This is a genomic window from Rubripirellula reticaptiva, from assembly GCF_007860175.1.
Taxonomy (GTDB): Bacteria; Planctomycetota; Planctomycetia; order Pirellulales; family Pirellulaceae; genus Rubripirellula; species Rubripirellula reticaptiva.
In genome coordinates, this window is sequence record NZ_SJPX01000004.1 from 151666 (window position 1) to 169819 (window position 18154).

General features: G+C 54.6%; 13 protein-coding genes. 6 read left to right on the forward strand and 7 right to left on the reverse strand.

All coding sequences use genetic code 11. From position 1 onward, the window contains the following. Nucleotides 1-118: 118 nt before the first annotated feature. Complete coding sequence (locus Poly59_RS17660) at nucleotides 119-1333, forward strand: class I SAM-dependent methyltransferase (RefSeq protein WP_146535454.1); 1215 nt, start codon at nucleotides 119-121, stop codon at nucleotides 1331-1333. Between the two features lie 11 nt (nucleotides 1334-1344). Here Poly59_RS17660 and Poly59_RS17665 read toward each other — a convergent pair whose 3' ends face one another. The 3 genes from Poly59_RS17665 to ygfZ are packed head-to-tail and all read right to left on the reverse strand — an operon-like array spanning nucleotide 1345 to nucleotide 5666. Beyond that, nucleotides 1345-4011 carry a protein kinase domain-containing protein gene (locus tag Poly59_RS17665; protein WP_146535455.1) on the reverse strand — a complete coding sequence of 889 codons (2667 nt, stop codon included), beginning with the start codon at nucleotides 4009-4011 and terminating at the stop codon, nucleotides 1345-1347. Next, nucleotides 4008-4655, reverse strand: a complete 648-nt coding sequence (locus tag Poly59_RS17670; protein WP_146536071.1) for an ECF-type sigma factor — start codon at nucleotides 4653-4655, stop codon at nucleotides 4008-4010. The genes Poly59_RS17665 and Poly59_RS17670 overlap by 4 nt, the downstream gene beginning before the upstream one ends. Before the next feature lie 18 nt (nucleotides 4656-4673). Continuing rightward, nucleotides 4674-5666, reverse strand: coding sequence for a CAF17-like 4Fe-4S cluster assembly/insertion protein YgfZ (ygfZ, locus tag Poly59_RS17675; protein ID WP_222436130.1), 993 nt, complete (start codon nucleotides 5664-5666; stop codon nucleotides 4674-4676). Between the two features lie 133 nt (nucleotides 5667-5799). On the opposite strand from ygfZ, the gene Poly59_RS17680 reads away from it, so the two are divergent. From Poly59_RS17680 to Poly59_RS17700, 5 genes are all read left to right on the forward strand, one after another. Then, a complete protein-coding gene (locus tag Poly59_RS17680; RefSeq protein WP_146535457.1) occupies nucleotides 5800-6015 on the forward strand; it encodes a hypothetical protein in 216 nt (71 codons plus the stop codon). Between the two features lie 64 nt (nucleotides 6016-6079). Next, on the forward strand, nucleotides 6080-7432 hold the full coding sequence (locus tag Poly59_RS17685) for a replication-associated recombination protein A (protein WP_146535458.1): 1353 nt from the start codon (nucleotides 6080-6082) through the stop codon (nucleotides 7430-7432). A 105-nt stretch (nucleotides 7433-7537) separates the two neighbouring features. After that, nucleotides 7538-8260 (forward strand): 3-keto-disaccharide hydrolase, encoded by a 723-nt coding sequence (locus Poly59_RS17690; RefSeq protein ID WP_246151743.1) that lies wholly within the window; start codon nucleotides 7538-7540, stop codon nucleotides 8258-8260. 113 nt (nucleotides 8261-8373) lie between these two features. Beyond that, nucleotides 8374-11475, forward strand: coding sequence for a DUF5060 domain-containing protein (locus Poly59_RS17695; protein ID WP_246151744.1), 3102 nt, complete (start codon nucleotides 8374-8376; stop codon nucleotides 11473-11475). 196 nt (nucleotides 11476-11671) lie between these two features. Continuing rightward, nucleotides 11672-13174, forward strand: coding sequence for a TonB-dependent receptor (locus tag Poly59_RS17700; protein ID WP_146535459.1), 1503 nt, complete (start codon nucleotides 11672-11674; stop codon nucleotides 13172-13174). A 37-nt stretch (nucleotides 13175-13211) separates the two neighbouring features. Here the strand turns inward: Poly59_RS17700 and Poly59_RS17705 are convergent, their stop codons facing one another. The 4 genes from Poly59_RS17705 to Poly59_RS17720 all read right to left on the reverse strand — a co-directional run bounded on the left by Poly59_RS17705 (nucleotide 13212) and on the right by Poly59_RS17720 (nucleotide 18147). Then, a complete protein-coding gene (locus Poly59_RS17705) occupies nucleotides 13212-13685 on the reverse strand; it encodes a Crp/Fnr family transcriptional regulator (protein WP_146535460.1) in 474 nt (157 codons plus the stop codon). Nucleotides 13686-14440: 755 nt separating this feature from the next. After that, nucleotides 14441-15103: a PEP-CTERM sorting domain-containing protein gene (locus Poly59_RS17710; protein ID WP_146535461.1), complete on the reverse strand. Its 663-nt coding sequence runs from the start codon at nucleotides 15101-15103 to the stop codon at nucleotides 14441-14443. Between the two features lie 702 nt (nucleotides 15104-15805). Further along, the gene (locus tag Poly59_RS17715) at nucleotides 15806-16513 is read right to left on the reverse strand and encodes a response regulator transcription factor (RefSeq protein WP_146535462.1); all 708 of its coding nucleotides are present in this window, start codon (nucleotides 16511-16513) and stop codon (nucleotides 15806-15808) included. Continuing rightward, a complete protein-coding gene (locus Poly59_RS17720; protein ID WP_146535463.1) occupies nucleotides 16510-18147 on the reverse strand; it encodes a sensor histidine kinase in 1638 nt (545 codons plus the stop codon). Before Poly59_RS17720 ends, Poly59_RS17715 begins: the two co-directional genes overlap by 4 nt. Nucleotides 18148-18154: the final 7 nt, after the last annotated feature.

Here is an 18154-nt window from a genome sequence, read left to right on the forward strand (position 1 = left end):
CACATTCACGGCGCTAGTCTTGATTGAAGCTGCCGGCGTCTACCGCGCCCGAAGTACCGGATCATCGCTTACAATCCGCGGCCAACTGCCAATCGTTCTAACCCCGAATATCTCGACCATGACTTTGTACGACCGATTGGTTCAATGCGAACAGGCGATGCAGGGTCTGGCTGGCGCCGCGCCGGATGCGAAAACGATCACGCGACTGCGGCGCGAATGGGGCGACGATCTGGCTCAATTGATGACCACGTCGGCCGCGCTGCAATCGAAAGCTGAATCGAAGCTGGGGCCCGGGCCATGGTGGGTCAGCGAAAAATCGTTGCAACAGTCAACTCCGTGGCAGGTTGCACAGTTGAAATCGCAATGGTTTGGCGATCGGACGGTTTACGATTTGTGCTGCGGCATCGGTGGCGATGCGTTTCAGTTGGCTCGCCGCGGTCCAGTCGTTGCGGTCGATCGCGATGAAACGGTGGCTGCGATGGCAGCGGTGAACCTGGGTCGCCTTGGTGACGTAAAAAACGCGTCAGCTCGCTGTGATGATGTGACGCAAGTTGACGTACCGGCGGACGCCGCGATTCATGTCGACCCCGATCGCCGAGCGGGAGGACGACGAACATCCGACCCGGATCAATACGAACCGGATTGGTCGGAAGTGTTGCGTATGATCGATCATGTTCCGGCAGCGATCATCAAGCTGGCACCCGCCGCAATGCCTGAAATACCGTCGACGATGGACACCGCACGGCTTTGGATTTCATTGTCCGGATCGGTTCGCGAACAGTCGTTACTGTTGGGCGAGGTGATCGGGCAATCAGGTTTGCAATCTGGACATCGTGCGGCATACCGTGCCGGACAGGACGGTGTCTGGTCTCGGTTTGTAGTTTCGCACGATCAGATTGACGAAGTTTCGCACTACCGAGGCAAATCAAACGGCGCGCAGGCGATCGGCGAGTGCTTGATTGACCCTGATGGCGCAATTCGTGCAGCCGGTCTAACGATTGCGTTCGCCAATCAAAACCGATTGCGGTTGGTAGGCAAGCCATCCGGGTTTCTAACCGGCGACGAGTCGGTCGCTTCCTTGATTCTGAATTCGGGAATGGGGTTGGTGGGCCGTGTTATTTGGAGTGGGGCGGCCGACGATCGAAAGTTGCGCCGCGAGCTTCGCAGTCGCAACGTGTATCCCGAGACGATCAAAGTGCGCGGTAGCGAGCACGATCCCCTCGCGTTAACGCGTCGGTATCGATCGACCGGCGAACGTCCGGTCACACTTTGGCTCAGTCGTGCGGGCGAGCGAGTCTACGCGGCGATCACCGAACCCATTTTGGCAACTTAGATTCTGGATCTTTAGATCCGCGGCGGCAGAATCTCAGCCGCTCGGTCAAGCAATCGGACAGCCGAGAAGCTGGGGTGAACTGCCAACAGTAGCGGGATCATCGGAGGCATCGGGTCGATCAATTCGGCGAGTGCGGTGTCATCGATCCCGGGCGTGTTCCGAGTTTGCCAAATCGCCTGATTGGCTTGTTCGCCGAACGGACCATACGGCAGCGAAGCAAGGTGTTTTTTTCGTTCATTGAAATAGTCGGCCGCTGACAACGGGGTGCCGCTGTTTACCGAATTCGTCGCAAATGAATCGTGCAGCGCGGCGGCTTCGACGAATCGATCTTGTGATTCATAAATGTCGACTAAAAGCCCGCGGGCAAGTGGATGGTTGTCGTAACGGTCGATCAAGTACATCGCATCCGCAATCGCCCGTTTGGTGTTACCCGCGAACCACGCCGATCTGGCTCGGTCAACTTTTACGGTCATGGATAGAGGGTTTAGAAGCGACGCTTCGCGCAGCGCGACGGTGGCTTCCCGTTGATGTCCCAGAGCCAGTAGCAGCAATCCATACTGGTGTTGGACTTGCCATCGATTGGGTGCAACGGTTGCTAATTCACGGAACGCTTGCTCGGCTTGTTTGTATCGCCCGAGTGTTTGCCAATCCATCATTGCAATCGCTAGTCGAGCATCGATTGACGTCGGGTCTCGTTTGAGAGCGTCGTCGGCACGGGCACGCGATTGGCGTACCAATTCCGCGGTCTCAGTGGTTGGCGATTGTCCAGCAAGCGTGATTGATGTTAACGCGATGCCGGCTAGCGGATCAACGAATCGAGGGTCCGCTTTGTGTGCTCGTTGAAAGCATTTAAGTGCCATCGCCAGGCCACAAACGCTGTCGGGGTCAGATCGTGTTTCGCCATCGACCAGGCATCGAAATGATTCCGTAGTGGGTGGAGTCACGTCGGCGGCCGTTGAGGTTAGGCTTTGGTTGATGACAGCGGCGATCTCGGTTGCCAATCGACTTTGTTCCAGCAAGTTGTCGCCGGCCTGAAGTTGGATTTTTCGGCCCCAAATCTGCGAACCCGTTCTCGATGAAATCATTTGCAAGTCGAGTTCGACGAAAGGCTTTTCGCCAATCTTGACGCTTTGAACATTGCCGCTCAACAATGCGTCGACTTCAAGTTCGCGTCCGATACTGCGCAATTGCTCGGGCGTGTCCGCGGTCAGCGGCCGGAATCGAGGGACTCGCACGCTTGGCATTCGTGACAATTCGTGTACCAACAAAGCCGACAGTTCTTCGCCCCGGTGCATTGGCTTGTCACCCATCGGCTCGCCGTTTTCGCTTGCGTCGGTCTCGTCGCTGCTTGCCGCTGATGCATCGGTAAACGTCAGGACCGCAAGCGATTCGATTTCGCCAAGTTCCGTGCGTGGTTGTTGCATGTACCAAATTGCCGTTCCCATGCCGAACAAGACTAGACACGCTGCGGCAGCAATTCTGATGAAATGAATGGCGTTGGTTGATGGTCGGCTGGCAACGCGCTTTGATGGATCGCCGGGGATGGAATCAGAATCCAAATTGGCTCGCAGTTGATCGGCGATGATGGCAGCCGAGGCGGGGCGTTGGGTAGGATCTTTCCGCAAACATTGGCTGATCAGATTGGATAAGTCGATATCGTCGCGCCGGCGACTCGGGTCGACTGGCGGATCATCATTCAACGTCGCTGTGATTCGAGATGCTTTGGTGGTCCCTTCGAACGCATACTTTCGATAGAAGGACTCGTACAAAATGCAACCGAGCGAGAAGATATCGGCCATCGGTGTGACGGGCTCGCCGCGTGCCTGTTCGGGCGCCATGTACCCCGGCGTGCCAAGAATCATGCCTTCGTGTGTTTGTTCCGAATCGGCATCGAGGGCCGAGGGAGGCACTCGCGATAGACCAAAGTCGAACAGTTTGACGATCGTGGCACATGCGTCTTCGGTAGCGTTAGAACGCCGAACCAGCATGATGTTGTGCGGTTTCAAGTCTCGGTGAACAACGCCAGCTGCGTGAGCCGTTGCCAGCGCACTGGCAATTTGAGCACCGAAGCGTCGGACTTCGTCGATTGAAAGCGGTTGTCGTTCCAATCGCGAATCGAATGACTCGCCATCCAAGTGTTCCATCACTGCATACGGAAGTCCTTGGTACGAACCGACGTCAAAGAGTTCGACGATGTTAGGGTGACTGATACTGGCAACGGCTCGCGCTTCGCGTTGGAATCGTTCGTTCAAGTCGCGGCGACGAGCGATTTTTCCGGCTAGCATTTTGATCGCAACGGATCGACCGAGCCGTTGGTCAATCGCTTTGAAAACGACGCCCATGCCACCATGGCCGAGTGTGCCTTCGATCACATAGGGACCGATCACTGTGCCCGGCGTTGGAAGCACCATCGATTGATCGCCGGGTGTTCCTTTCGACAGGGTAGGCATTGATCCGAAGGGAATCGATGTCGGCGGCAAAGTCGAACCTTGGTTCTCGGTCAATTCATCGCGAACCAATTCCAACTCACGGCGGAGTTCCAATGCGCTTTCGCCGCCATGTTGGTCAACAAGCGAATCAATCGACGGTGACTCACCACGTCGCAGGTCGGATTCGTATTGCAAGCAGACCCCATCAATGCGTGCAAGTTCGATTGCTGGCAGATCTTCCAGGCTCATGCTTTTGACTCGATTTCGTCGTCACTGTTATTCTCGTCAGCTTGTTCTGTCCAGGTTCGCCGGATCAATTGCAGTCGACGTTCAACCGCGCGCTTGGACAGCTCTAGTCGTGTGGCAATCTCGTCCACCAAGTAGCCGTCCATTCGCATGATCGCGATTTGCTTTAGCTGTTCGTCTTCAAGTTGGTCGAGCAACCCGTCACATGCCTCGGCTAATTCTGCGTGTATGTCGGCTGCATCCGATCCGCCGGTGATACCACCAATGCCACCCGACGTAAGCTCGCCGGCATGGTTCAGAAACACCGATTCGCCTCTGACTTTTCCGCCGCCTCTTTTTTGACGAGTTTGGCGGCGCAGGTGCGCTTGGGATTTGCGACTGGTCAACGTGATCAGCAGTCCCCACAAATTCTCGGGGCCGGAAAGATCAGGAAACTGGTCGCGTCGGATTCCAGCGATGAAGCTATGAAAAGCGGAGATTGCGATGTCTTCCTCGTCCCCGCTGCGACGCAGATTCAAGGGCAATCGTTTGGCGGCGACCCGAACGAGTTGTTGGAAATAGCTTTCCCATAACTGAGTTGTTGCCTGTTCGTCTCCGTCGCGAACTTTTTCCAACAGTTCGGCGAAGGCTTCGGGTGAGTGTTCCATGTTCACCATGATAGTGATTTATTCGCGCAGTACGTTGGCGTCCAGTACGGTGGCGTTAAAGTCCTTGCCTTCCGCCGTGGTGCCTTTGGCCGTCGCAGCGGCATCAAAATGGCTGCGGCGGGCAAATCCGATCGCAATTGCATCCATGGGCGGGGCGGAATTAGAGCCGGAGTCGCGGTTCGTCGTCAGCACGGCAATGCTGGTCAATCGGCCGACCGTTTTTTCGTTAGCGACCAGCGTCGCATCTTTTTCGGGCGTCGCACCGCAAATGGACCAACGCACCAATTTTTTTTGCACTTGGCCGAGTGCATCCAGCCGGGCCACGGTTTCCTGACCCAGATAGCAGCCCTTGGTGAAAGAAATCGCTAGATCGTCACGGTCCGCCTCTTGAGGCAGGTTGGCATCCGTCAAGTCAATACCGTACCAAGGGAATCCTGCCGCCGTTCGGGCAGCGTGAAGGGCGGCTTCGTCGCCAATGTCAATTGCCTTGCTTGCTAGCCATTGTTCCAGTTGGTCGATGTCATCCGGTGCAACCAAAATGACATCTGTGCCTTCGCCAAGCCATCGAGTTCGGTATCGCTGTACCCTTATGTTGCCAATCGTGACATCGCCGATCACAGCAGCGTCGGTGGTGATGGCATTGGTGTCACAAGAGTCAAGTTTGATACCTAATTCGTCTGCAACGCCGGGACGAAGGACCAAGGCAACGAAATCCGCGTCGCGAATCGTCGGAACGGCGTCTTCTCGAATGGTGTACCGATCAATGTGAGCGACGATTCGATCAGATTGTCCGCCAGCTCCGATCAAGCGGAACCGGTCTTCGAGACGATACAAAAAGCCGTGCCCGATGGTTTTGCCGCGAACATCTGTCACGAAGGTTTCGCGTCCTTCGCCGACGACAAGTTTTTTAACTTCATTCGTGGTGATGTTGTGCACGATCGCCGCCGAGTCGGCGCCGGTCGTATCGACGATTGAAAGCGGGCTGATTCGATAGATGGATGAAGTTTTCATCATGCCAAACATAGCAACTTCTCCCCAATCTGACTGCGGGGATGTCGTCGATTTGACGCGTCTTAAATTTGGGGGGAACGTCGTTCCTTTGGTTAGCGGAGTGGCCGCAATCTCTAAAATTCAGGAGACACTGATGACGACGCCAGAACAAACAGAAACGGACGCTTTTTCCGATGTTCCATCGGAATTCAAAGTCGATGCGATCACGGCTGATCCGTTGCCATGGTTGATCCGAAATCTACGACAGCGCCAGGCATCGCAGCACTCGTCCATAGAAATCGGCGACAAGCACACCGTCACCGTACAAGGACCGGATGCTTTTCCCGCGACTCATCCGGTCGCCGACTGATTGTCCTTGAGCTAGGCTTCGGGTTTGTTGTTTAACCGAACTCTGTCCATCACAAAGCCTGGCGATGAACACAAACCGATCCCTGTTTGCGGACGCCGAAGAAGATAACCTCAAGCAAGCACAGCCGTTAGCTGCACGCATGCGTCCGACTCGGTTAGCGGACTACGTCGGCCAGCAGCACATCCTGGGTGAAGGCAAGCTGCTGCGGCGGATGATCGACGCGGGGCGATTAGGCAGCGTCATCTTTTCGGGACCGCCGGGCACTGGCAAAACAACGCTCGCGCACCTGTTGGCCATCGAAACGAAGAGCCAGTTGCGAACCCTCAGTGCGGTGTCCAGCGGAGTGAAGGATGTGCGAGATGTCTTGGCTTGGGCCGGCGACTTGATCGCTTCAGGCGGTCCGAGGCCTTTGTTGTTCATCGACGAGATTCATCGTTTTAGTAAGAGCCAGCAGGACGCGTTGTTGCCCGACGTCGAAGCCGGTGTGGTTTCGTTAATCGGCGCAACGACTAGCAACCCCTACTTCGCAGTCAACGCAGCGCTGCTTAGCCGAAGTCAGTTGTTCCAATTGGAAGCCCTATCGCCGGACGACATCGAAGGTCTGATTCGCCGTGCTATCACCAATGCGGAATATGGACTTGGGGACATCGGCGTGAAAGTTGACGAAGACGCGATCGAGTATCTGTCGCACGCAAGCGAAGGCGATGCACGTCGCGCACTATCAGCGCTGGAAATTGCGGTTCGCAGTTGCGGTAAAGGATCGGTCACGCGAGACATCGTGAAAGAATCGCTCGGCAGTCGCTTGGGCGGATACGACGCCACCGGTGACGACCACTATGACTTGATCAGTGCGATGATCAAATCCATCCGCGGCAGCGATGCCGACGCTGGGATTTATTGGTTGGCCCGAATGCTTGAAGGTGGCGAAGACATCCGTTTTCTTTGTCGCCGGTTGGTGATCCTGGCGAGCGAGGATATCGGTAACGCCGATCCGCAAGCATTGTCGATCGCAGTCGCGGCGATGCAAGCGTGCGAGTTCATCGGATTGCCGGAAGCGCAGCTTACGCTCAGCCAAACGGTTGCCTATCTAGCGCTAGCTCCGAAAAGCAACGCAGCGACCAAAGCGATCGCCGATGCTCGGACTGATGTCCGTGAAAACAAAATCGTGCCCGTGCCAAAGCACTTGCGGGATGCCCATTATGCAGGCGCATCGGAACTCGGGAACGGCGATGGCTATCGGTCTGCTCATAAAGTCGAAGGCGGTGTCGTGGCGCTGGATTATCTGGGCGTTGATCGACGTTACTACAAGCCGGTCGATCGAGGCTTCGAAGCCGAGCTGAAGGTGCGGATGGAAGGCATCCGGAAAATTCTGGATGAAGGCAAGGGCTGCAGCCAAGGTGATTCTCAGCAAGATTGAGAAAAGTAGATTGAGTTTGGCTTGTTTGCGACCGGAAACGCTTCATTAGATATACTTGTTCGCTTCCCTCCGTTTGGAACCTTGCCTCTCTCCAAGAATCGACGAATGAAAATTGTTCTCAATGCTGCCGCGGTCCTGACTTTTCTTGTCCTATCTGCCGCCGCGGTCGTGGCCGATGACGCGTCGGCCGCGACCGTTGACGAAGCCGGCACAAAGATGATAGCCGACGGCTTTACGCCTCTGTTTAATGGCGAAAATTTGGACGGATGGCGAAATCCCTTCGACTATGGCGAGGCGAAAGTCGTTGACGGTGAAATCAATTTGCTGGCCAGCAAAAAGTTTTTCTTGGTCACCGAAAAGACCTACAAAGATTTTCACGTGGTCGTGGAAATCAAGCTTCCCGAAGGCCCGGCGAATTCGGGTGTAATGTTTCGGTGTCATGTCAAACCGAACAAGGTGTTCGGCTATCAAGCCGAATGTGATGGTTCGGACCGATGCTGGTCGGCAGGACTATTTGACGAAGGACGACGTGGTTGGATTTGGCCAAGTCGTAAAGGGCGATCGAAGGACGAGTTCTTGAAATACGAGCAAGAGTCGCAAGATTACTTCAAGAAGCCTGAAATTGCCGGAGCCCTAAAACGCAACGATTGGAATCGTTACGAAGTTATCTGCCGCGGCGATCACATCGTGATCAAGTTGAACGACGTTAAGGTCACCGACTTGCATGACGCAACCGATGCGGAAGGCTACATCGCCATCCAGCACCACGGCGAGAAGGGACAGACTTACAAGTTCCGCAATCTATTCATCAAGGAATTTGCTGAGTGATCGCGTTGGACTTCTGACCATTGATCGCGATCAACGGCGTCGCGGTGTCGAACAACCGGGCGTCGTCCATGGCCTTCTGATTTTTGCAACTTCAAACTCCGAGATACTCACGCATGAAACGCTTGCGACTATTTTTATCGATGTTCGTTCTGGCTACATCGGCACACGCCGACGATGTGGTTTTTCAAGAGACCGGTGGGATCGTTGCTGTTGAGGCGGAACATTACGCCGATCAAACGCAAGTCGATACACGCGCGTTTTATCTATTTAGCGAAACCGAAGATTCGGGAATCGAACCAGACGGAGACCCATCGCACGCTGCCGGCGCTAGCGGTGGTGCGTACTTAGAGGTGTTGCCCGATACCCGGCGAACACACGGGGACAAACTGATCCGCGGAACGAACTTCGCACCGATGCCGGGTAAGTTGGCCGTCCTGAATTACAAGGTGAATTTCGCAACGCCCGGTAAGTACTACGTTTGGGTGCGCGCCTATTCCACGGGCAGCGAAGATAACGGACTGCACGTTGGCATTGACGGTGATTGGCCCGAAAGTGGGCAACGCATGCAGTGGTGCGAGGGAAAGAATAGCTGGCGATGGGAAAGCAAGCAGCGGACCGAAAAGGATCACTGTGGCGAACCCTACAAGTTGTTTTTGAACGTTGCCACGGCAGGCGAACATACGATTTCATTTTCGATGCGAGAAGACGGTTTCGAATTTGATAAGTGGTTGATGACCATGGATCGCGACTTTGCGCGACCTGACGATGCCGGTCCAGCAACCAAGCTTCATTCGGGAACGTTGCCCGCACCGGGAACGCTTGTTGCCAAGCCTGTTCGAGACACTGCTGCCACCCAGAACCCAGCCAAAAACATCGGCGGCACACTGACTCTGGCAGCGGCGGATTTCAACATCGAAGGCACCGGTTACTACCTGGACCAAGGCAAATGGATGGCGATCAATCCGGACAAGCGTCAAAGCGGTACTGCATCGATGACGCTTCCTTATCCCACTGGCCGATATGACGTTACGCTACGCGCGGTGGGGGAAAGCGACGGCAAGTCGACCTACACGTTGAAACTGGATGATCAGGTCTTGGGCGATTTCACTTGTCCGCTTAGCACACAAACCTATGAAGAGGGTTCAAGCTTTCAATCGACGTGGAAGAACATTGAAGTCACTGACGGTACGGTTCTGTCGGTCACTTCGACGATCGCCTCGGATGACGGCAAAGAGTACAGTCGTGCTCGATGGGCCGCGGTCGATTTCAAGCCGGCTGATGATGCGACTCGGAAGGTTGCTGCCTCGCTGTTGGCGCTCGCTCGGGCGAACAATAAGCCAAATGCACCCAATGTGTCGGCGGAAAGGAAATCGAGTCCGACAAAGTCGGTCAGCGATTTGCCTTTGATGCTGCCACGGTCAAGCGACGGTGACGGTTCGGTAACCGTTAGCGGCGAAACCAAACAGTGGCACAAGGTCACGCTGACGATGAACGGCCCATATGCGCACGAGCAAGACAACGCGCCGAATCCTTTCACCGATCATTCAATGTCGGTAACGTTCAAGCACTCCGACGGAACCGAGTACACCGTTCCCGGTTATTTTGCCGCTGATGGTGACGCGGTGAATACATCCGCCGAATTCGGTACCGCTTGGCGAGCTCACTTTGCGCCAGATCGTACTGGGACTTGGAATTACACGGTTTCGTTCCGCAGCGGGAAGTTGGCGGCGCTCAATGGCGGTGGTAAATCATTTGCGCCGTTCGACTCAAAGTCGGGGACGCTGACGATCACCGAGTCGGACAAGTCGGGACGTGACCTTCGCGCGCATGGCCGTTTGGATTACATCGGCAAACATTATTTGAAGTTCGCCGGAAGCGGCGAGTACTTTTTGAAAGCTGGTGCGGACGCGCCCGAGACGTTGCTCGGCTATGCCGATTTTGACAACACGATCGCCAGCAAGATTAAGAAGAAAGTGCCGCTGAAAACATGGGCACCGCACGTCAAGGATTGGCAGGCGGGCGATCCAACTTGGCAAGGTGACAAGGGTAAAGGGCTGATTGGTGCAATCAACTATCTATCCGGAAAGGGGTGCAACGCGTTTTCTTTCTTGACCTACAACGCAGGCGGTGACGGGGACAATGTTTGGCCCTTCATTCATCGTGATGACAAGTTGCATTATGACTGCAGCAAGCTTGACCAATGGGGCGTGGTGTTTGATCACGGTACCGCCAAAGGCATGTACTTGCACTTCAAAATGCAAGAAACCGAAAATGACGACAAGATTCCAGAATCGCTCGACGGTGGCGATCTCGGCGTTCAACGAAAGCTTTATTGCCGTGAACTGATTGCTCGATACGCGCACAACTTGGCGCTCAACTGGAACATCAGCGAAGAAAACACCCAGTCGACTGCACAGATCCGCGCCATGCTTGATTACATCGCCGGGCTCGATGCGTATCAACATAACCGAGTAACGCACACATTCCCGAACGAGCAAGACAAACAGTACGTCCCGCTGCTCGGCGAAAAGTCGTCACTGACCGGTGTGTCTTTACAGAATAGTGCGATCGCCGACACGCACTGGCAAGTTGTGAAATGGACCGAAGCATCCGCGGCGGCCGGCAAGCCGTGGGTTGTCGCGTTTGACGAATCGGGGACTGCTGGACATGGCCAGTCGCCAGACCTTGGGTACCGTGGTTTTGACGGTCACGACAAAACTGGCAAGATGACGTACACCCAGCACGAAGTTCGCAAGCAAACGCTCTGGGGCACCTTGATGGGCGGTGGTGCCGGTGTCGAGTATTACTTTGGATATCAATACGAAGAGAACGATCTGTTGTGCGAAGACTGGCGCAGTCGCGACCAAAGTTGGGACTACTGCCGGATCGCGATCAACTTCTTCAGCAACAACAAGATTCCGTTTTGGGAAATGACCAACCAAGATGTCTTGGTAGGAAACGCCAAGCACGACAATTCAAAGTTTTGCCTCGCAAAGCAGAACGATGTCTATGTGGTGTACCTGTCATCGGGCGGTTCGGCAGCCATTGATCTTTCCGAAGCAACCGGAATTTTCAAAGTCGAGTGGTTCAATCCAAGAAGCGGTGGCGACATGCAAACTGGTTCGGTTGCCACCGTTGAAGGTGGGGCCAGTGCCAGTCTCGGTTTGCCACCAAGCGACTTGAAAGAAGACTGGGTAGTGGTCCTTCGCCGATAAATTTCGCGGTAGCCGCGTCGTCTAGAAACGCCATCTAGACGGCGCGGTTAGGCGGGGGAGAACCGAGTGTGCCGATTCTGCGGGATCACATCTGTTTTTTTCGGTGCGAACCGTTGGTTTTTCCTAACTCCGGCTCTTTGCGTAGTCCATTCATTCACGTTGGATTCACTCAAAGAGCATTAACGGGGATAGCGATATGACCACGGAACGACCAAACACTGAACGCAAGGCGCTGGCTGTCAATTTGGACGCTCGTCGCTATGGTTCGTTTGCAGAAATTGGCGCCGGACAAGAGGTTGTTCGTTGGTTCTTTCGCGTTGGAGCGGCGGCTGGGACCATCGCCAAGAGCATGTCGGCGTACGATATGTCGGTTAGCGATGCGATTTACGGTCATTGCGATCGGTATGTATGTCGCCAACGGTTGCAAGACATGCTCGATCGCGAACATGCGCTGAATCTTGAACGCTTGAAGGAAAGCCGTGGCGACACGACTGCGTTCTTCGCGTTTGCTGATACCGTTTCGGCTCGAAATTTTCACGGCACCAACGAGTGCCACGGTTGGATGGGGATTCGCTTTCAAGCCCATCCACGCGATCAAGACAGCCAAATCATCATCCACGTCCGAATGCTGGACACTGAAAATGCCTTGCAACAAGAGGCGCTTGGCATCGTTGGCGTGAACTTGTTGTACGGTGCGTTCTTCTTGAATCACGAACCCGATCAATTGATCGAGTCGCTATTGGATAACCTGAGTACGCGCCGTATCGAAATCGACATGATCGAGTTTTCGGGAATCGCGTTCCGTCATGTCGACAATCGTGTGATGAGTTTGCGGTTGGTCCAACTCGGACTCAGCAGCGCCGCGATGTTCTCGGCCGATGGCGAGGTGTTGCAGCCATCGGAAGTTTTGTACAAGAAGCCGATTTTGGTTGAACGCGGCAGTTTCCGTCCTGTCACGAACGTCAACGTCGACATGTTGGAAGCAGCGAAGGCGAAGTTCGTCAAAGAGGAAGGCGTTGACGCCGATCAAGTGGTCTCCTTGGCTGAGATCACGATGCGTAATCTCAAAGCGAACGGCGACATCGACCTGCGAGACTTCTTGGCTCGTGTCGACATGCTGGCAGCTTGCGGAATGACGGTGTTGATTTCGGATTACTTTGAATACTATCGCTTGGCAGCGTACCTGTCTCGCTATTCGAGGCGAAAGATTGGCATCACCATGGGGGCGGCCAGCCTGGTCGAACTGTTCGATGAAAAATACTACACGACGCTTGATGGTGGGATCCTTGAATCGTTTGGCCGCTTATTCAAGAACGATTTGAAACTGTATATCTACCCGCTGCTGGATCGCGAATCGGGCAAACTGACAACTGTCGATACTTTACAAGTCGCCGAAGAAATCCGCACCTTGTACCAATACTTGGTTGACAAGGGATGCATCGAGCAACTTGACACGCATGATCCATCGCACTTATCGACGTTCTCTCGCGAAGTGCTTCGACAAATTGAAAGCGGTGACTCGAACTGGATCGATCATGTTCCGTCGGAAGTCGCCGAGCTGATTCAACAACGTGGTTTCTTTGGTTATCGCAAACCAGCGGTCGCAAAGATTGCTGCCAAGCCAGTCGCTACGACGGTTCCGCCACTCGAGGTGGCTCAAGGTTTGTTGGCATCGCTTGATGCACCGGTCGTTGGTTAGAGATCGCCGTGGTAGCGGCGCACTGATCGGCTAGCTTTCATACCGTTGGAATCAAGCCGCGATGTTGAAGATGAAACAAGCAGTCGTCCGCCATTCGTAAGCGGCGGCTGACTTCGCGGCCAAGGTTCATCATGATGATCGCGTACTGTTCAACATCTTGTTGGTAGAGTGATGCGAGCGATTGACGTGGCACCTTGATGGCTTGGCAATCGGTTTCTGCAATGATGGTCGCCGACCTTGGCCGGAAGTCGATCAATGCCATTTCTCCAAAACAGTCGCCTTCACGTAGTCTGCCAAGCTCGATCGATTCGCTCAAGCATTGGCGAGTTACTAGCACCGTACCGGACTGCAAGACGAACAGGGATTCACCGGGTTCGCCTTCTCGAAAAAAGTACTCGCCCGCCGTTGCCGCGATGACGCTTGATTGACAGTAGATCCAGTCGATCACCGGCGGCTTCAATCCGCCGAATGCCGGCATTCGTCTTAGCAGCTCGATTTTAGCGTCGACCATGTCCAGTGCTCCGCTTGCAATCGTACCACTCCGGCAGCTCGGTTGCACTTTTTTGCTTGCGAAATTGGCCAAGCAATGCGGCGGAACGTTCCCCGCACCGTGCGTGTTCTTTGAAACGTCGTCCTAGGCATCCATGTTCAGCGTCTCAGCTCGATGCGGTTTTGCAGGTCGGCGATGAGATTCGCATCTTGTGCCCGTACTTGGTCGACAAGGGGGCATCGAGCAACTTGACACGCACGATCCGTCGCACTTTTCGACATTCTCTCGCGAAGTGCTTCGGCAAATCGAAAGTGGCAACTCGAACTGGATCGATCATCTGCCGTCGGAAGTTGCCGAGCTGATTTAAAAACGTGGTTTCTTTGGCTATCGCCAGCCCGCCGCCGCAAAGATTTCAGCGAAGCCTTCCGCTACGACGGTTGCACCGCTCGAAGTGGCTCAAGGATTATGCGCATCGCTCGATGCCCCGCTCGTTGATTAAGCTCTTCTTCGCTGAAGTTAGTGCTGGCGAAAACTCAAATAATTGTTCTGGTACAGCAGAGCGTATTCGGAATGCCAGTCTCAATCGCCGACTTGGCTCGCTTCGGAATGCGCGGCGTCAGACGTCGTCGCTCTGTGCTGTATTTACTGTGCTGTACTTAAAATCTCTAGGCTCCGACATCGCAGGGGTTGGCTTCGTCGGAGCATTGGTCCTTGATAGTTTCGAGCACTTGATTGCGTCCGGATTCTATCTTCTCTCACTTTGACATGGTCACGGTCTAGCGACGGCGACGACGCACAATCATTCCAAAGCCACACAAGCCCAGCATGGCGACCGAGGTTGGTTCGGGGACCGCGCTAACAACGCTCAGGTTCACGTTGTCGATCAGCACGAGTCCCGCGAGCAGGCCATTTCCGGGATCGATCGGACCAATGCCTTGACTGAACTCGATGAATGCAGCGTCCGCGCCGGCGGGCACGACGCCGAGGTCGAAGCTGATCTCTGTCCACGTGTTGGGGTTAATCAAATTCTGAAAGAACTGGTTTCCGCTGCTGGCCAGGATCGCACCGCTTTGATCCAAATATCGCAGCGCAAACAACGCGTTGCCTGTTGTGCCAGCAAAACCTTTTGACTGGAACGTCAAAATAGGGTGGTCGCCTGGGGTTAGCGGCGGCAGCCCCCCTTGTTCGATCGAGTTTTGCAAGATCACTGCGGCATTGAGCTCAGGCGATGCCAATTGAGCGGCGAACGAACCGGTATGGGAATCAGACGACAGCGTGTAACCCGCGGCGGCAGATGGCCATGATTCGGCTGGAGTGCCGACGCCGGGGGTTTCGAATCCGCCGTTGGCAAAGCCGTTGACAGTTGCGGCATTGATGGAGTCACCAAGGAAAGCCACAGACACGATGACCGCGAAAGTCATCAACATTTTTTTCTTCATAACGAATTTCTAAATTCACCGAATGAAAACCATGCGACCGCAAGACTCAACAAGGACTCGTTGAATAATCTTGAGATCCGCAGTGCAACGATTTTTAGCGATCGACTTCGTTGCGGGGTAATTCCGCCAATCGAAGATCTGTAAATGAAACCGGTTGCAGTTCGGTCATGTTCAAGACATTTGGCTCAGGTGTCAACCAAAAAAAGCTGTTAACGGGAGATAATCGGCACTTATTTGCTAGCTTCACGATGCTGCGGTGATTGGTTTTTCGTGACTGGCCTGCAGATACAAGCCCTTTAACGCGTTTTCGTGCGCCCCTGGCGGCTGCCGAAATAGCCCGGAACACAGGTTTTTTAGTAGATTTGGATCAGGGACGCGCGGCCAGCGATAAAACAGGGGCCGTGGCTGGCGCTTGCGACATTTGAAACCGGTTGCATACGGGCCTCCTCCCGAATACTTTCCGATTGACAGGTACGGGGTCGAGTCCCGAGATGTCGCGGGTGCTTATTGACGGAAGCTCGCAAATCGGGCCGTAAAGCCGACATGAGCAGGTAGCGGAGGTTTCGTAGCGGACGCAGGCAGCTTCGTGCGAAGTAACCGAAACCGGAAATCGTTAAGCGTTCTGACGGCTATCCCTGCGGTGCTGTTGCTGAAGTGATTGGTCGTTATTTTGCGAATTCTGCTGGTGCAGTGTGCTCGCGACTAAGGCTCGTATCGGTAGCCCACTCCGTAAACGGTCTCGATAATGTCGGGGTGCTTTGGATCAAGTTCGATGCGTTTGCGGAGGTTGCTGATCGTTTGGTCAAGAGTTCGAGTGCTTGGTGGCGGTCCTTCTTGCCATCCGATCCGAAAGATTGTTTCGCGGTCAATCACCTCGCCGGGACGACTGTGCAAGGCCTGCAATATTCGTAGCTCTTTGGTCGTCAAATTGATCGTCGTTTCATCGCGTGACGCTTGCATGCGGCGCGGCATCACGATCAAGCCGGCCATCTCGAAATCATTTTGTGAGAATTTAATTTCATCGGTTTCGTTGGCGAAGCCATTGATGCAGCGCCGCCCGACAGCGCGAATTCTCGCGATCACTTCTTTAGTGCCAAATGGTTTGACGATGTAGTCATCCGCACCTAGTTCCAGTCCGACCACCTTGTCGATCTCTTCGCTCTTGGCGGTGATGAATAGGATCGGTAGTTTTGGATGGGTCTTGCGAAAGTGGCGGCACAGGTCGAAACCACTAACACCGGGCATCATCACATCGAGGCACGCCAAGTCTGGCGCCTTCTTGTCGAATCGAAACTGTGCTTCTTTACCGTCAGCAGCTTCGATGACGCTGTGCCCTTCCCTACGAAGCACTTCGCAAAGGGCGGCTCGGGTGTGTGGATCATCTTCGGCGACCAAAATGGTGAGTTTCATTGTGATGTTCCACTAGTCGGAATACGGAGACGGAAGGCAGCACCCTGGTCATGATTCAAATAGTTCAACGTGCCACCGTGACGATGAGCCAACCGGCGTGCGATCGTTAATCCGATGCCTGTGCCACTTGGTGCCGTTGTTGAATCATTCAGTCTGGTGAACGCGTCAAAAATTATTCTCCGGTGACGCGGTGCGATCCCCGGGCCATGATCGATGACATCAATGATCAAGTCATCTTCGTCGAACCGAGAGCGAACGCCCAAGTAACGCCCCGCAGCTGCATACTTTTCGACGTTCGAAAACAGATTCACCAAGATCATCTCAACCAAGTCTGAATCGATCAGGACATCCCGATCGGATTGCAGTTGCGAATCGATTTCGATTTCCGAGCCGACGAAGCTCGGCGAAAATTGAGTCAATGTCTGATGGATGATCTCGTCAGGATTGGCAGTCACAAGTCGTGGCGGTCTTAGCTTTTTGCTATCACGAATGACTTCTAAGACGCCGGATACCAACCTACCCAATCGATGGCTTTCGCTATCGATCACTCCCAGGCGTTTGCCCAGACTCTCGCGAACCTCACCCGCTGGCAATTTTTCTAAGTCGGCTTCAGCGAGTTCTGCGTACAGCCGGATGTTGGTTAGCGGCGTGCGCAGTTCGTGCGACACCTGGGACGCAAAGCTGACGCGGTCCTGGGCCTGTTTCATTCGGCGACGAACACTGCTCAGGACGTAACCGCCCAGCGCCAACAACACGACTCCGGCACCGGCCAGCGGCGCGAGTGTCGATACCAAGCCGGCCGCAGGTATCGGGTCATCGTCGTGAAGTTCGAATCGCCACGCGGACAGCGGCGGCGGCAAATTTCGCGACGCGATCGGACGCGGACGTCGATCCGAGCGATCGCCCCAGCGATAAATCATCCGCTGGCGTTCATCGACCAAACCAACAAAGCCTTGGGCGTTGGTTGCTTTCGATGATGGAATTTTAGTGATCACACCGTTGGGGAAAGTCGATCTGCGAAGCGAAGACGTGCTCGCGGGTTGTTTCGCACGATCTGGAAGTGCTGCGGTCAAGTCGGCGATCCAGCGAGATCGTTCCAGCAGCGTGCCGATGTCCGACTTGCCATTGGCAGAACGTCGCCAGTAGATCAGTTGCATGCCTTCATCCAAGAACCAAACTTGCCACGCCGAATTGACCGCGGCAGAAGTCGCGTAGTTGGCGGTTGCTTTTGTGTTGGCGCTGTCATCATCGCCCATCGGTGGACGACTTTCGATGATCGCGGGCAATGCTCGGTACCGCATCACTTCGTCACCCGAATTCATGATCGGTGGTGGCGGGTACAACAAGTTGCCTCGTCGATCGACGACCATGCTCGTGCGGACCATCGGCATACTACGATCGAACTGGCTGATCGCATTGATCAATGTCGGTGTGTCTTTCAACGCTGCTTCGTAACCGTCAAATACAACCGCAACGGACGAATCAAGATCCGCCAGCTGCGATTGCATCAATTCGTCAATTCGTTGGCGTGCCAGCGTCGCTTGTGAACGGTACTGTGATGCGGACAGCCATCCCAACAGCACCAGCGGTGCGGCAACGAGCAGGGTCAGTGCGAGGAATAGGAGTTTGGGCATCGGTGAC

What these genes read in the sequence shown, in the direction of transcription:
- Poly59_RS17700 (WP_146535459.1), top strand. Translation starts at nt 11,672, where the DNA reads ATGACCACGGAACGACCAAACACTGAACGCAAGGCGCTGGCTGTCAAT.
- Poly59_RS17680 (WP_146535457.1), top strand. Translation starts at nt 5,800, where the DNA reads ATGACGACGCCAGAACAAACAGAAACGGACGCTTTTTCCGATGTTCCA.
- Poly59_RS17695 (WP_246151744.1), top strand. Translation starts at nt 8,374, where the DNA reads ATGAAACGCTTGCGACTATTTTTATCGATGTTCGTTCTGGCTACATCG.
- Poly59_RS17670 (WP_146536071.1), bottom strand. Translation starts at nt 4,655, where the DNA reads ATGGAACACTCACCCGAAGCCTTCGCCGAACTGTTGGAAAAAGTTCGC.
- Poly59_RS17665 (WP_146535455.1), bottom strand. Translation starts at nt 4,011, where the DNA reads ATGAGCCTGGAAGATCTGCCAGCAATCGAACTTGCACGCATTGATGGG.
- Poly59_RS17660 (WP_146535454.1), top strand. Translation starts at nt 119, where the DNA reads ATGACTTTGTACGACCGATTGGTTCAATGCGAACAGGCGATGCAGGGT.
- Poly59_RS17720 (WP_146535463.1), bottom strand. Translation starts at nt 18,147, where the DNA reads ATGCCCAAACTCCTATTCCTCGCACTGACCCTGCTCGTTGCCGCACCG.
- Poly59_RS17685 (WP_146535458.1), top strand. Translation starts at nt 6,080, where the DNA reads ATGAACACAAACCGATCCCTGTTTGCGGACGCCGAAGAAGATAACCTC.
- Poly59_RS17710 (WP_146535461.1), bottom strand. Translation starts at nt 15,103, where the DNA reads ATGAAGAAAAAAATGTTGATGACTTTCGCGGTCATCGTGTCTGTGGCT.
- ygfZ (WP_222436130.1), bottom strand. Translation starts at nt 5,666, where the DNA reads ATGAAAACTTCATCCATCTATCGAATCAGCCCGCTTTCAATCGTCGAT.
- Poly59_RS17705 (WP_146535460.1), bottom strand. Translation starts at nt 13,685, where the DNA reads ATGGTCGACGCTAAAATCGAGCTGCTAAGACGAATGCCGGCATTCGGC.
- Poly59_RS17715 (WP_146535462.1), bottom strand. Translation starts at nt 16,513, where the DNA reads ATGAAACTCACCATTTTGGTCGCCGAAGATGATCCACACACCCGAGCC.
- Poly59_RS17690 (WP_246151743.1), top strand. Translation starts at nt 7,538, where the DNA reads ATGAAAATTGTTCTCAATGCTGCCGCGGTCCTGACTTTTCTTGTCCTA.